General features: G+C 67.4%; 10 protein-coding genes. 4 read left to right on the top strand and 6 right to left on the bottom strand.

Annotated features, from left to right (window positions below):
* Both cntL and cntO read right to left on the bottom strand, forming a co-directional pair.
* Positions 1-578: pseudopaline biosynthesis protein CntL (cntL, locus tag FFS27_RS05420; protein ID WP_137951947.1), on the bottom strand; the 578-nt coding region annotated here is incomplete at its 3' end.
* A gap of 29 nt (positions 579-607) precedes the next feature.
* Positions 608-2,734, bottom strand: coding sequence for a pseudopaline transport outer membrane protein CntO (gene cntO / locus FFS27_RS05415; protein ID WP_009314307.1), 2,127 nt, complete (start codon positions 2,732-2,734; stop codon positions 608-610).
* A gap of 153 nt (positions 2,735-2,887) precedes the next feature.
* Here cntO and FFS27_RS05410 point away from each other — a divergent pair, with 153 nt between their 5' ends.
* Positions 2,888-4,042, top strand: a complete 1,155-nt coding sequence (locus FFS27_RS05410) for a DUF1624 domain-containing protein (RefSeq protein WP_031300172.1) — start codon at positions 2,888-2,890, stop codon at positions 4,040-4,042.
* A gap of 252 nt (positions 4,043-4,294) precedes the next feature.
* Here FFS27_RS05410 and speA read toward each other — a convergent pair whose 3' ends face one another.
* From speA to FFS27_RS05390, 4 genes are all read right to left on the bottom strand, one after another.
* A complete protein-coding gene (gene speA, locus FFS27_RS05405) occupies positions 4,295-6,205 on the bottom strand; it encodes an arginine decarboxylase (protein WP_003095365.1) in 1,911 nt (636 codons plus the stop codon).
* A 250-nt stretch (positions 6,206-6,455) separates the two neighbouring features.
* Positions 6,456-6,827 carry a translation initiation factor Sui1 gene (locus FFS27_RS05400; RefSeq protein ID WP_137951946.1) on the bottom strand — a complete coding sequence of 124 codons (372 nt, stop codon included), beginning with the start codon at positions 6,825-6,827 and terminating at the stop codon, positions 6,456-6,458.
* A gap of 203 nt (positions 6,828-7,030) precedes the next feature.
* Complete coding sequence (locus FFS27_RS05395) at positions 7,031-7,567, bottom strand: NUDIX hydrolase (protein ID WP_003095369.1); 537 nt, start codon at positions 7,565-7,567, stop codon at positions 7,031-7,033.
* 3 nt (positions 7,568-7,570) lie between these two features.
* On the bottom strand, positions 7,571-8,641 hold the full coding sequence (locus FFS27_RS05390; RefSeq protein WP_003095371.1) for a DUF2333 family protein: 1,071 nt from the start codon (positions 8,639-8,641) through the stop codon (positions 7,571-7,573).
* Positions 8,642-8,993: 352 nt separating this feature from the next.
* Between FFS27_RS05390 and gcbA the strand changes: the two genes are divergently transcribed.
* From gcbA to FFS27_RS05370, 3 genes are all read left to right on the top strand, one after another.
* The gene (gcbA, locus tag FFS27_RS05380) at positions 8,994-10,622 is read left to right on the top strand and encodes a diguanylate cyclase GcbA (RefSeq protein ID WP_003106227.1); all 1,629 of its coding nucleotides are present in this window, start codon (positions 8,994-8,996) and stop codon (positions 10,620-10,622) included.
* Positions 10,623-10,699: 77 nt separating this feature from the next.
* A complete protein-coding gene (gene ctpL, locus FFS27_RS05375; protein ID WP_015503725.1) occupies positions 10,700-12,673 on the top strand; it encodes a methyl-accepting chemotaxis protein CtpL in 1,974 nt (657 codons plus the stop codon).
* A 159-nt stretch (positions 12,674-12,832) separates the two neighbouring features.
* Entirely contained in the window at positions 12,833-14,608 is a 1,776-nt protein-coding gene (locus tag FFS27_RS05370; RefSeq protein WP_023101616.1) for a protein-disulfide reductase DsbD, read from the top strand.
* The last annotated feature ends 118 nt before the right edge of the window (positions 14,609-14,726 follow it).

Genomic DNA, 14,726 nt, shown 5'->3' with positions numbered 1-14,726 from the left:
ATCAGGAAATGCGTGGCATCGCGGGAAAACGCCAGTTCCGCCGGCGGCAGCGAGGAAAACTGCATGCGCGCCTCCAGCCCCTGGCAGCGGGCGATCTCGCGGGCATAGCTCAGGGCCTCCTCGTCGATGTCCAGGCAGCACAAATGTGCGCCGACCTCCCGCGCCAGCACCAGGGCCGAGGTCGGCAGGGCACCGGAGCCGACGAACAGGACCCGTGCATCGGCATCTATCCCGGCGCTGTCGAGTTCGCCGCGGATGGATTCCAGCAGGCTACCCAGGTAGCGGCCCATCTCGCCGGGTTCATGCAGCACGCCCTGGCAAAGGTGCTTCTCCAGTTCGCAGAGGGCCTGCACCGCCGCGTCGCGCAGGCGCAGGCCGAGCGCCTGCAATGCAGGGTCGTCCGAATCGGCCTGCCACTGTGCCCGGCTGCAATCCTCCCCGATCAGTCCGCTCAGACGGTCGAGCTTGCGCCTGAGGATCTCGTAGCAGCCGCAACACTCGCGGGCATAGACGGTGAGCAGGCGAATCTCGCATTCCAGTTCGCGGAGGGTTTCCAGCAGCGGTGTGCGTCCTTGCATGGCATGGCTTCCTGGCGGCGGTAGAGGGCTCAGTAGTTCAGGGTCAGGCTCATGGTCAGGTTGCGCGGCTCGCCGGGGGCGACCCAGACGTTGTTATAGGAACGCTCGTAGTAGCGACGATCGAAGAGGTTGTTGACGTTCACCCCGAGGGTCGCATTGCTCGCCAGCGGATAGTGCGCGAGCAGGTCGACGGTGGTGTAGGCCGGCAGTTCGAAGCCGCTGTCGCTGCTGTCGCCGGCGCGCTCGCCGACATAGTTGACCGCCGCGCCGGCATCGGCGCCGTGCAGCCAGCCTTCGCGGAACTCGTAGACGCCCATCAGGCTGCCGCTGTGCTTCGGCACGTTGAGCAGGCGGCTGCCACGGGCGATGTTCTCGTCCTTGGTCACTTCGGCGTCGATATAGGCGTAGGCGCCGATCAGCCGCAACTGCTCGGTGAGCTGGCCGCTGAACTGCAGGTCGAAGCCCTGGCTGCGCGCCTCGCCGGCGGTCTGCTGGTAACCGGGATTGCTTGGGTCGGCGGTGAGCACGTTCTTCTTTTTCAGGTGGAACGCGGCGAGGGTCATGCCCAGCCGGCCATCGAGCAGGTCGAGCTTCACCCCCGCCTCGTAGCCGCGCCCCTCCTCCGGGTCGAAGGCCTTGCCGGCCATGTCGGTACCGCCATTGGGCTTGAAGGATTTCGAGGCGTTGGCGAACAGGCCGACCTCCGGGGTCGCCTGGTACAGCACGCCGATGCGCGGGGTGGCGGCACGCTGGGTCTGCTGCGAGCTGGTGTCGCGGAAGCGGCCATTGTTCAGGCGCGTGGCGTTCATGTCCTGGCGGTAACGGTCGAAGCGCACGCCGAGCAGGCCGCGCCATTTCTCGCTGAACTCGATCTGGTCCTGCAGGTTGAGCGCCATCGCGTCGACTTCCTCGTGGTTACGGTCGTCGCGTCCGAAGGGTGGTTTCGGCTGGCCGTAGACCGGCCGGCGGATGTCGATGGCATAGGGGTTGCGCGACGGGATGCTACGCAGGATCAGTTCGTCGTTGTGGTAGCGCTCGTACTCCAGGCCCATCAGCAACTGGTGGCGGATCGAGCCGGTATGGAGATCGCCGAGCAGGTCGAGCTGGGTGATGCTGTCGTGCCACTCGAAGTCGCGGTAGCGGTACTCCCGGCGCAAGGTGTAGCCGTCGGCGGCGAGGCTGGAGTTCTCCGAGGCGTAGCCGTCCAGGTGACCATGCTTGTAGTGGCTGGCCAGGCGCAGGCTCCACTGCTCGTTGAAGTGATGGCGCAGGGTGGCCTGGAGGGTTTCGTTGTTGTTGTCGATCTTGCCGTCGTCCGGCTCGCCGAAGAACCGCGAGCGCGGCAGGCTGCCCAGGTGGTTGTGCGGCGCCACGGTGCCGCGGTCGAAGACCTGGCGGTTGCGCACCACCTCGGCTTCCACCAGCAACGAGGTGTCCGGGTCCAGTTGCCAGCTGAACGATGGCGCCACCAGCAGGCGCTGGCCGTCGGCGTAGTCGCGGAAGCCCTTGCTGTCCTCCACCGCCAGGTTCATCCGGTAGAGCAGGTCGCCCTCTTCGTCCAGCGGCGTGTTCAGGTCCAGGGTCGAGCGGTAGCGGTCCCAACTGCCGGCGCTGGCATGCAAGCGGGCGAAGCGCTCGGCCTGGGGCTTCTTGGTCACCAGGTTCACCGTGCCGCCGGGATCGCCGCGCCCGTACAGGCTGGAGGCCGGTCCCTTGAGGATTTCCACGCGCTCGATGGTGGCGCTGTCCGGGGCGTTCATATAGCCGCGGTTGGCGCTGAAGCCGTCGCGGTAGAACTCCGAAGTGGTGAAGCCACGGACGTTGTACTCGAACATCGTCAGGCCGCCGAAGTTGTTCTGCCGCGAGACCCCGCCGGCGAAGTCCAGCGCCCGTTCGATACGAGCGCTGTCAAGGTCGTCGAGCACCTGGCGCGGCACCACGCTGATAGCTTGCGGGATGTCCTCGATACGGGTGTCGGTGCGCGTCGCGCTGGCCGACCGATTGGCCCGGTAGCCCTGCACCGGGCCCTCCGCGCGCTCCGCTTCGGCGGTGACAGTGAGGACCTCAAGCTCTGCGGGACTTTCCGTTTCCGCCCAGAGCGCCGGACTGCTGCAACCGAGGCCGACACCGAGGACAAGCGACACACTGACTCTCATGGGAAATCGCACCAGAAAAGAAATGATATACTATAACGCTACCAGTTCGATTCCGGCCTCGCAATACAATGCCCGGCTCTATCTCGCTTCTCGCCGCCAGGCTGTGATACTCATCCCTCTTTTCCGACGACCAGCCCAGCCATGCCCAACTCCATCTCCAATTCCATCTCCAATTCCTCCCGCCTGCACAGCATCGACGCCCTGCGCGGCCTGGTGATGCTGTTCATGCTGCTCGACCATGTCCGCGAGACCTTTTTCCTGCACCGCCAGGTCGGCGACCCGATGGACGTCGCCAGCACCGAGCCAGCGCTGTTCCTCAGCCGCACCCTGGCGCATCTGTGCGCGCCGGTATTCGTCTTCCTCACCGGCCTGTCGGCATTCCTTTACGGCGAGAAGCACCAGGGACGCCGGGCGGTCTCGGCGTTCCTGTTCAAGCGCGGGTTGTTCCTGGTGGCGCTGGAACTGACCCTGGTGAACTTCGCCTGGACCTTCCAGTTGCCGCCGACGGTGATCTATCTCCAGGTGATCTGGGCGATCGGTCTGAGCATGCTCGCCCTGGCCGCCCTGCTCTGGTTGCCGCGCCCTCTGCTCGCGGCGCTCGGCGTGCTGCTGGTGGCCGGCCACAACCTGCTCGATCCGCTGCATTTCGCTCCCGGCTCGGCCTGGCACCTGCCGTGGGCGGTGCTCCACGATCGCGACTGGATCGAAGCGGGCGACGCCCTGCGCCTGCGCACCTCCTACCCCCTGCTGCCGTGGATCGGTGTGATCGCCCTGGGCTATGCCGCAGGCAACTGGTTCAGCGGCGCCACGCCGGCGACCACGCGCCGACGCTACCTGCTGGCGGGCGGTGGCGGGCTGCTGCTCGGCTTCATCCTGCTGCGCCTGCTCAACGGCTATGGCGAGAAACCCTGGGCCTTCGGCGAGACGCCGGCGATCACCCTGATGGGCTTCTTCAACGTCACCAAGTATCCGCCGTCGCTGCTGTTCCTCGCCCTCACCCTGGGAATCGGCCTGCTGCTCCTGGCCTGGTTCGAACGCCTGGACTGGAACGGTCGCGGCAAGGCCCTGGTGGCGTTCGGCGGAGCGCCGATGTTCTTCTACCTGCTGCATCTCTACCTACTGAAGCTGCTGTACCTGCTGGCGCTGGCGATCTGGGGCGCCAACCGGGGCGACTACTTCGGTTTCTCCTCGGTGCCGGCGCTATGGCTGTGCAGCATCCTGCTGGTCGTGGCGCTGTACCCGGCGGTGCACTGGTTCGCCGGTTTCAAGGCGCGGCGGCGGGATATCGCCTGGTTGAAGTACTTCTGAGGCGCGGAGCATCCAGGAGCCGCTGAAAAAGTCCGGCCCTTCCCCCCACGGGTAGGACGAATGACGCGAAGCGTTATCCGCCGGACACAGCAGGCAACCACGCCGACGTCCACCGCCGGCAGGGAAGCGGAAATGAAGGGGTTGCGCGGAATTCCCACATAACGAGCAGGATCTGAAACGAAATGGCCGGCGGGCGCCTCGCGCCAGCCGGCCATTGCCTGGTTCGCTTCCCGTCGCCGACGGGCTAGCCAGTCAGGACAGGTACGCCGAGCGGGTCAGCCCCAGGCGCAGCGCATCCAAGTACTGGTTGCGCTCGCGGGCGGTGAGCTTGGCCCCGGCGACCTTGTCGCGGTAGAGGGTCATCAGTTCCTCCGGCGACAGGTGCACGTAGCGCAACATGTCCTCGATGGTGTCGTGGGTCTCGATGCCGGCGTGATAGATGCCGCCGTCTGCGCGCTGGTAGACGTTCACCGAGTCGGTGTCGCCGAACAGGTTGTGCATGTCGCCGAGGATCTCCTGGTAGGCGCCGACCAGGAACACCCCGATCAGGTAGTCCTCGCCCTCCTTCACCTCGTGCACCGGCAGGCTGGTCTCGATGCTCTGCTCGTCGACGTACTGGGTGATCTTGCCGTCGGAGTCGCAGGTCAGGTCCTGCAGTACCGCGCGCCGATCCGGCTCCTCGCCCAGTCGGTGCAGCGGCAGGATCGGCAGCACCTGGCCGATGGCCCAGGTATCCGGCAGGCTCTGGAACACCGAGAAGTTGCAGATGTACTTGTCGGCGAGCTTGTCGTTGAGTTCGTCGAGGACCTGCCGGTGGGAGCGCTGGCGGGCCTTGAGCTGGTTGTGCAGGCGCCGGCAGATAGCGAAGTAGCACTGCTCGGCGAGGGCTTTCTGCGCCAGGCTGATCTTGCCGTCGGCATACTGCGCGGCGGCGTCGCCGATGTAGTGGGTGGCGCGCCAGTAGGTCTCGGTGACCATCTCGGCATCGGTCGGGCCAAGCAGTTCGGCCAGCCAGCGGACGATCTCCGGCTGCTCGTCGAGATCGACGATCTTCGGCACGTCGTCGTTGTGCCGCTCGACGTCGGTGACCTGGGTGATCAGCACCGCATGGTGCGCGGTCAGCGCCCGGCCGCTCTCCGAGAAGATGTGCGGGTGCGGCAGGCCCTGGGCGTCGCAGAACTCCTTGAGCATGCCGACCACCACGCCGGCATAGTCATCGATGTCGTAGTTGATCGAGCTGGCGTTGCGCGAATGGGTGCCGTCGTAGTCGACGCCGAGGCCGCCGCCAACGTCGATGTGATCCACCGGCAGGCCGAGCGCGCGCAGCTCGCCGTAGTAGCGGATGGCTTCCTTGAAGCCGTGCTGGTAGTCGGCCAGGTTGGCGATCTGCGAGCCCATGTGGAAATGCAGCAGGCGCACGCCCTGGTCGAGACCGGCCTGGCGGAAGCGCTCGACCACCGACAGCAGCTGGGCGGCGGAAAGGCCGAACTTGGCCTTCTCGCCACCGGTATCTGCCCACTTCGACGAAGCCAGCGAGGACAGCCGCACGCGCAGGCCGACCTGGGGCTGCACGCCGACGTTGGCGGCCTCCTCGATCACCAGCTGCACCTCGGATTCCTTCTCGATCACGATGAACACGTTGTGCCCGAGCTTCTGCCCCATCAGCGCCAGCTTGATGAACTCGCGGTCCTTGTAGCCGTTGCAGACGATGGTGCCGCCCTTCGGGGCCAGCGCCAGCACCGCCATGAGTTCCGGCTTGGAGCCTGCCTCCAGGCCGATGGAGACGTTCTCGGTGGCGATGATGTTCTCCACCACCGCTTCCTGCTGGTTGACCTTGATCGGATACAGCGCGGTATAGCGGCTCTGGTATTCGAGGCGCTCGATGTTCGCGTCGAAGGCGCCGGTGAGCTTGCGCACGCGGTCCTGCAGGATATCCGGGAAGCGCACCAGCAGCGGCAGGCTCAGGCCCGCCTCGCGCAACTGGCCGACCAGCTCGTAGAGATCGATGGGCGTCGAGTCGGCGCCCTGCGGACGCACTTCGACATTGCCGCCATCGTTGATGGCGAAATAACCCGCACCCCAGTGGCGGATGCCGTATACGCCGCGGCTGTCGGCCACGGTCCAGTTGCTGCCATCGTCTTTGCGAGTCCGTCGAGCGGCCATGCGCGGTGATCTCCTCAATGTTCGGGGTCGGGCGGGCGCCGGGATCTCCGGATGGCCCTGGGCCGGCACGCCTGTGGTGGAGGCTAGCCGGAGGATGTGACGTTGCCGTGTTGACCGCCACACTGGGCGGTAGTTTAGGAAAGCCGAGGAAATCCGCTCATGCGGGTATCCGCAGTCTCCCATCTAGGGAAAGGGCTGGCGCGGCCTTCGCGGTGCCGGACCTGCCCGCTCTCTGCAGGGGAGAATGCGGTCAGCCGCCGGACTTCTTCGCCTTGAAACCGCGCTTGAGGAGTTCGTCGATCAGCAGTTCGACATGCTCGCCCTGGATCTCCACCACGCCGTCCTTGAGACTGCCGCCAGTGCCGCAGCGCCGCTTCAGCGCGCTGGCCAGCTCCTTGAGCGCATCGCCGGCGAGCGGCAGGCCACTGAGGGTGGTCACCGTCTTGCCGCCGCGGCCCTTGGTCTCGCGGCGCACGCGCGCGATCCCGTCGCCGGCAGGCGCTACGGCCTGCCCGCAGATGCAGGCGTCTTTGGGTTGCTGGCAGTCCGGGCAATGCCGGCCGCCATCCGTGGAATACACCAGCCCGCCGAGGGCGGACAGGGACGAAGCTTTTTTGACCACCGGGCGTTTCCCCCAGAATGGCCTCGACGGGCCAGGTCAACAACGATGGCCGGCGGGAGCCGACCGCGACGCCCCACTCAGGCAGGGGCTGCGCAGGGGCGGCATGGGGACCGCCCGAAAAGGTCGCGCAATTTAGCAGCATTGCGAGCAAATGCTAAGAGCGAAAATGCGCCATTGATCGGTGAAATGGCGACATCCGCGGCTCAGGCATCCAGGTACAGGCGCAACGCCTGCAGGGAATCGGGGCAGTACGGCAGGCTGCGAGCCTCTTCCAGCGCCAGTTCGGGACGGATGAAGCGGGCTTCGGAGATTTCCTCCGCCTGCAGACGCAAGGGCGCATCGGAGACGGCGGAAAACACCGCGCACCAGAGCCGGTTGCCCGGTTCGTCGAAGAAGAAGCGGCCATGTTCGCGCAGAACCGCGTCGCGGATTCCCAGCTCTTCCTCCAGTTCGCGGGCGGCGGAGTCGGCGTAGGGCTCGCCGGCCTGGACCATGCCGCCGGCGGCGAGGTCCCAGTACCCCGGATAGACCGCCTTGCTCAGGGTCCGGCGCTGCACGCACAGCTCGCCGGCGGAGTTGAACAGCAGGATGAAGGTGCCGCGACCGATCAGCCCGCGCTCGCGCAGCTCCGCGCGCGGCAGGCTACCGAGCGGGCGGTCCTGCTCGTCGACCCAGGCGATGAGTTCGGCGTCGGAGGCGGCCCGGTGGGCCACCTCTTCGGCGCTGATCGGCGCGGCCATGGGTCAGCCCTGGGAAAGCAGCTGGCGCAGGTCGATCACCGCGGCGTTGGCGCGGGAAATGTAGTTGGCCATCACCAGCGAGTGGTTGGCCAGGATGCCGTAGCCGCTGCCGTTCAGCACCATCGGGCTCCACAGCGGCTCCTGCGCGGCCTCCAGCTCGCGGATGATCTGCCGCACGCTGACCGTGGCGTTCTTCTTCGCCAGCACGTCGGCGAAGTCGACCTCGATGGCGCGCAGCAGGTGCGACAGCGCCCAGGCCTGGCCACGGGCCTCGTAGAAGACGTTGTCGATCTGCAGCCAGGGGGTTTCCTGGACCACTTCCTCGACCTTGGGCGCCTCGCCCGGCTGTACTTCTTCGGGGTTCTTGATGTTGGTGTTCAGCTTGACCCGGCCGACACTCGCCGACAGGCGCTGGGACAGCGAGCCCAGGCGGGTGGCGACGTCGCCCAGCCAGTTGTTCAGGTTGTCGGCGCGGGCATAGAACTGCGCGTTGGGCTGGTTCGGGTCGGACAGGCGGGCCAGGTAGCGGTCCAGCGACTTGATGCCTTCCTGGTACTCCGACTCGGACGCCGGCAGCGCCCAGCTCTTGTTGTCGAAGTTGAAGCGCGGCTCGGCGCGAGCCAGGTCGGCGTCCTCGGTGGACTGCGACTGCGAACGGGCGAAATCCTTGCGCAGCGCCCGGCTGATGTCGCGCACCTGGACCAGCACGCCATACTCCCAGCTGGGCATGTTGTCCATCCAGATGCCCGGCGGGAAGATGTCGTTGGAGATGTAGCCGCCCGGCTTGGTCAGCAGGGTGTCGACCACTTCCTTGAGGGTCTCCACCGTGGTGTAGCCGGTGACCATCTGCCGCCCGGCGCGCTCGGCGGCGGCCTGGGCGTCCTGCTGCACGGGGAACAGGTCGGGTTCCTGGCTCCAGTACCAGCCGACCAGCATCGCCACCAGCAGGTAGACGCCCAGCAGGCCTCCCACCACGCGCACCAGCCAGGGGCCGCCGAAGTAGGTACGCACATCATCCACGGAATTGTCCACGCGATCGCGCATGGTCCCACGACGCTTCTTCCAGTCCAGCATGGCAAGGGTCCTTAAAACAGCTCGATAGATGGGGGATTGGACCATGGCGAACGCGTTCCGTGCCAAGCGCCAACCCTTCCAGGACGCCGAAAACCTCGGCATCGTCGGCTTTCAGCGTAGTGGAAGCCGGTTTTGTGCCGGAATGCTCAGTGAGAATTTTCCGAAACAGGCATAAGCATGCCGTAGTCCGTCGCACAAAGGCACCCACCAACAGGTGGGGATGACATTTGGAAAAGAAAAGGCTCCTCTCGTCAGCCGCCCAACGGCCGCTGGCTTTCATGGCGATAGGTGATAGCATAGAGCCATCATTCGCAGCGACGCTCTGCCGCGAAGACCACGAAAGAAGCGCGTCATGATGACCGAGCACGATGACCCGACCCTGGACCGCCTGAAGCACCACTTCGCCCAGCGAGTGATCAACCAGGCGCGCCAGGTTCTGGAGGTCTGGCAACGCCTGACCCGCGCGGAGTGGAACAGCGACGGCATGGAAGAACTGGCCGACGCCACCCTGCGCCTGCAGCGCTACGCCGAACGCTTCGAGCAAGCCGAGCATGCCCAACTGGCCGGTGCCATCGACCGTACCCTGGACGTCGTCGAGGCCAACCGCGGCCGGCTTTCCAGCGAGTCGATCAGCGAACTCAACCAGTTGATGCAGCGCCTGTCGCGCACCGGCCTGCGGCATGGCGACCAGCTCGAGCACACCGTCCTGCCGCCATTGCGCAAACCGGTCTACCTGGCACTGAAGGACCGCGAACGCGCCGAGCGTCTGGCCCAGCAACTGGAGTTCTTCGGTCTGCAGGCGCTGAGCTGCGAGACCGCCGACGCCTTCCGCGCCAGCATGCGCGAACGCTACCCGGCGGCGATCGTCATGGAAGTCGACTTCGCCGGCCCCGACATGGGCCTGCGACTGGCCAGCGAGGCCCAGGCCGGCCTCGAACACAAGCTGCCGGTGCTGTTCTTCAGCGACAGCGAGACCGACACCCCGACCCGCCTGGCCGCAGCCCGCGCCGGCGGCCAGGAATTCTTCACCGGCACCCTGGACGCCTCCAGCGTGCTGGAAAAGATCGAGACCCTCAGCCGCCTGAGCTTCTACGAACCCTACCGGGTACTGATCGTCGACGACTCCCGGGCCCAGGCGCTGCACACCGAGATGGTCCTCAACAGCGCCGGGATCATCACCCGCGCGCTCACCGAGCCGCTGTCGGTGATGGCCGAGCTGAGCGACTTCCAGCCCGACCTGATCATCCTCGACATGTACATGCCCGAGTGCCTGGGCACCGAGTTGGCCAAGGTGATCCGCCAGCACGAACGCCACGTCAGCGTGCCGATCATCTACCTGTCCGCCGAGGACGACCTGGACAAGCAGCTGGACGCCATGAGCGAAGGCGGCGACGACTTCCTCACCAAGCCGATCCGCCCGCGCCACCTGATCGCCACCGTGCGCACCCGCGCCAGCCGCGCGCGCAGCCTGAAGGCGCGGATGGTGCGCGACAGCCTGACCGGCCTGTACAACCACACCCATACCCTGCAACTGCTCGAGGACGCCCGCCTGCGCGCGCGTCGCGATGGCCGTCCGCTGAGCTTCGCGATGCTCGACATCGACCACTTCAAGCAGGTCAACGACCGTTTCGGCCACCCCATGGGCGACCGGGTGATCAAGGGCCTGGCGCTGTTTCTCAAGCAGCGCCTGCGCAAGACCGACCACATCGGCCGCTATGGCGGCGAGGAGTTCGCCGTGGTCCTTCCGGACACCGATCTGGACGCCGCGCGCCTGGTGCTCGACGAGATTCGCCAGCGCTTCGCCGAGATCCACTACCCGGCGCAACCGACCGACCTGCGCTGCACCTTCAGTTGCGGCATCGCCGAGCTGACCCCGGACCTCGATATCAAGAGCATGGCCAAGCAGGCCGACGAAGCGCTGTACCGGGCCAAGCACGGCGGACGCAACCGGATCGAGGTATATCGTCCCGACGCCCGGTAATGGCTCTTTGTCATCACCCGGTAACCAAACGGAAATAACCTGCGGTCTCGCCGCTCCGTAGTCGGACGAGACCCGCCATGCGCCTCAAGCAACTCACCAATCTCAACACCCTGCTCCTGCTCACCGTCTGCCTCGCCCTGGGAATCACCCTGTGGTGGTCGCAACGCGCCATGGAGCGCCCGTTCCAGTTGCTCGACCAGTACCTGGAGCTGTCGCAGCGCTTCGACGAACAGGTCGCGCGCAACGTCCGCCAGTACCTCGGCAGCGGCGACGCCGTACGCCAGCAGGCCGCGCTGCAGGCCCTGGAAAGCCTCGCCGAGGCCTTGCCGGAGCTACCGCCGGACCTCGCCCGGACCCTCGCGCCAAGCCTCGCGGAGTTGCGCGAATTCAGCGCCGGCGACCTGCTCGCCGCCGGCAAGCTCGCCGGCGATCCGCAGGGCCTGCTGCTACAGGCCGAGCGCGACCTCGCCGGCAACCTGGAACAATGGTCCGCCTACCTGGACGCCGCGACGGAGCAGCCCCAGGCCGGCGCCTACCGCACCCCGCTGCTGCTCGCCAGCCTGCACCTGACCCGCCTCAGCCTGGCCCGCGCCAAGCTGGTGGAAAGCGCCAACCCGGCCCTGGCCGGCGACGTCGAGCGCGAACTGGCCAACCTGCGCGAGCAGGCCGGGCGGATCGAGGCCTTGCCGTTGCTCGGCGTGCTCGACGAACAGCGCTCGGCCAGCGACGACTTCGCCGCCATGATGGGGCTGGCCGGCGACGCCGAGGCTGGCGCCGGCAATGCCGAAGACCGCGGCGTGGCGCTGCGGCGCGAACTCGCCAGCCTGCTGCAACGCTATCCGGACGAGTTGCGCCGCACCCGCGACCTGATCGAGCGTCGCCAGCAACTGTCCGCCGACACCGGCGCCAAACTGGACGCGGTGCGCCAGGCCCTGGCCACCCTGGAGCCGCAGGTGCGCGGCGAGCGCCAGCGCCTGCAAAGCCAGGTACGCCTGATCCAGGGTGGGATGATCGCCCTGATCCTGCTCATCGCCCTCGCCATCGACAGCCTGCAAAGGCGCCTGGCACGGGTCCTCGGGCAACTGGTGCCGGCGCTCTCGGCCTGGGCCGACGGCGACTTCTCACGCCCCATATCCCTGCGTACCCGCACCGAGGACCTGCGCAACCTGGAAGATTCGCTGAACCGCCTGCGCAGCTTCCTCGCCGAGCTGGTCGGCGCGATCCACCGCCGCGCCGAACAGGTCGCCGGCAGCAGCCAGACCCTGGCCGAGGTCAGCAGCGGCCTGCATGCCGGGGTCGAGCGCCAGGCCGGCGATACCGGGCAGATCCGCGACGCCCTCGGCGACATGGAAGCGGCGATCCAGCAGGTCGCCGGAGACGCCAGCCAGACCGCCGACGCCAGTCGCAGCGCAGGCCAGGCAGTGGAGCACGGCCAGCGGGTGATCGGCGAGAGCCTGGGCGGCCTGCGCGAGCTGGTCGACGAGGTGCAGGGCAACGCCCAGTCGATCGAGCGCCTGGCCGAGGAGTCGGCGACCATCGGCAGCGTGCTGACGGTGATCCGCTCGATCGCCGAACAGACCAACCTGCTCGCCCTCAATGCCGCCATCGAGGCCGCCCGCGCCGGCGACCAGGGCCGCGGCTTCGCCGTGGTCGCCGAGGAAGTCCGCTCGCTGGCCCAGCGCACCGCCGGCGCCACCGAGGAGATCCAGCAGCTCATCGGCCGCCTGCAACAGGCCGCGCGGCAATCGGTGGAGGCCATGCGCAGCCAGGTCGAGCATGCCGAACGCACCGCCGAACAGGCCGGCGCGGCGGAGGGCGCGCTGGACGAAGTGGTCGCCGCGATCCATACCATCGGCGTGATGGCCGAACGCATCGCCGAAGGCTCGACCCAGCAGAGCCAGGCGGTCGGCGAGATTCGCTCGCACAGCGAACGCATCCACGCCCTGGGCGGGGAAAACCTGCGGCTGATCGGCCATAGCCGCGAACAGGGCGAGCAACTGCGGCAACTGGGCGGCGACCTGCGCACCACGGTGCAGGCCTTCCGCCTGTGACCCTGCGGCGACGTGCCGCAAGGCGCCAGAGGAACCGTCTGGCTTCGGACCGGTCGGATACCGCTCAGCGGAACCGGGGCAGGACCTGATCAGCCGCACGGGGCTCGATCGGGCCCGGCTTTCCGCTATCATTCCGGCTTTTGATCCGACGAGATATCCATGCGCCGCCTGCTGACCCTGATCCTCCTGCTGGTCGCCCTGCCCGCCGGCGCGGGCCTGTTCGACAGCCGTCCCGGCGCCTCCCTCGGCGGCGGCCTCGATGGCGGCGGCTTCCTCAAGGTCGACCAGGCGTTCAAGCCCAGCGTCGAGCGCAGCGACGCGCAGCACGTGCTGCTGCGCTTCGTCAACGCCGAGGGCTACTACCTCTACCGCCACCGCTTCCAGTTCAAGGTCGAGCCAGCCCAGGTCAGCCTCGGCCAGGTCCAACTGCCGGCGGGCAAGCAGCACCACGACGAGTACTTCGGCGATACCGAGGTCTACTACAACATCGTCGACCTGGAGATTCCCCTGAACAACCCGGCCCGGCAGCCCTATACCCTGGTGGTGACCTACCAGGGCTGCGCCGACAAGGGCCTCTGCTACCCCCCGGAAACCAGGCGCTTCGACATCGACGGCGGTGCCGCGACGCCAGCCGCGAACGACGCGGCCGGCAAGGACCCGCTCGAACACAAGGGCAAGCGCAGCCTGCTGTTCTTCTTCCTCGCCGGCCTGACCCTGACCTTCACCCCCTGCGTGCTGCCGATGCTGCCGATCCTCTCCGGAGTGGTCCTGCGCGGCCGGCCGGGCGGTGGTCGCGGCTTCGTCCTGTCGCTCGCCTACGTGCTGCCGATGGCGCTCTGCTTCGCCCTGCTCGGCGCGCTGATGGGCATGTTCGGCGCCAGCCTCAATCTCCAGGCGCAATTGCAGTCGCCCTGGGTACTGGTGCCATTCGCGGCGTTCTTCGCGCTGTTCGCCGTGGCCATGTTCGGCTTCTTCGAGCTGCGCCTGCCCGGCTTCATCCGCGAACCGCTCGACCGCCTGGCCGGCGATGCGCGCGGCGGCTCGATCCTCGGCGCGGCCACCCTCGGCGTGCTTTCCAGCCTGCTGGTCTCGCCCTGCGTCTCCGCCCCGCTGGCCGCCTCGCTGCTCTATATCAGCGCCAGCGGCGATGCCTGGGGGGGCGGCCTGCAACTGTTCGCCCTCGGCCTGGGCATGGGTACGCCGCTGGTGGTCTTCGGCGCCGGCGGCGGCGCCCTGCTGCCCAAGAGCGGAGCCTGGATGAACGGCGTGCGCAACGCCTTCGGCGTGCTGTTGCTGGCGGTCGCCGTGTGGCTGCTGGAGCGGGTGGTGTCCGGCCCGGTGGCGCTGATGCTCTGGGGCATGCTCGCCGGCGGCGCCGGCCTGGCCCTGGGCGCCCTCGAATTCACCCCGAAGAGCGCCGCACGCCGCCTGCTGCAACTGCTTGGCCTGATGTTCCTGACCTACGCGGTGGCCGCCTGGATCGGCGCCCTGCAGGGCGAGTCGGACCCGATCCATCCGCTGGGCCGCTCGGTGCCGTCGATCCACGCCGGGCCACCGAGCACGCCCGGCGAATGGCAGAACCTGACCACCCCGGCGCAGCTGGACGCCGCCCTGGCCGAGGCACGCCAGGCCGGCAAGCCGGTGCTGCTGGACTGGTATGCGGACTGGTGCATCAGTTGCAAGGTCATCGAGCGCCAGGTCCTCACCGATCCCACGGTGCAGGCACGACTGACGGCCTACCGCCTGCTGCGCTTCGACATCACCGAAAGCAACCCGGCCCAGCGCGGCCTGCTGGACCGCTACAACCTGTTCGGTCCGCCGGCGATCCTGTTCTTCGCCCCGGGCGGTGACGAATGGAGCGACTTGCGCGTCATCGGAGAGATCGACGCCGCCGGGCTCGCCGAACGACTGCGCCGGGCCGCTACCCGGCAGTGACATGCGCTGACATACTTCTGCCGCAATTGCCGGTCAACATGCGGCGATCTACTGCAATCTAACAGTGACTGGACAGTCATACGGAAATTCCGGCATAGTGCCCGCTTGCCGTTTGCAG

Source organism: Pseudomonas sp. 2VD, from assembly GCF_005503585.1.
Classification (GTDB): Bacteria; Pseudomonadota; Gammaproteobacteria; order Pseudomonadales; family Pseudomonadaceae; genus Pseudomonas; species Pseudomonas aeruginosa.
This window is presented reverse-complemented; position numbering and strand designations above follow the sequence as displayed.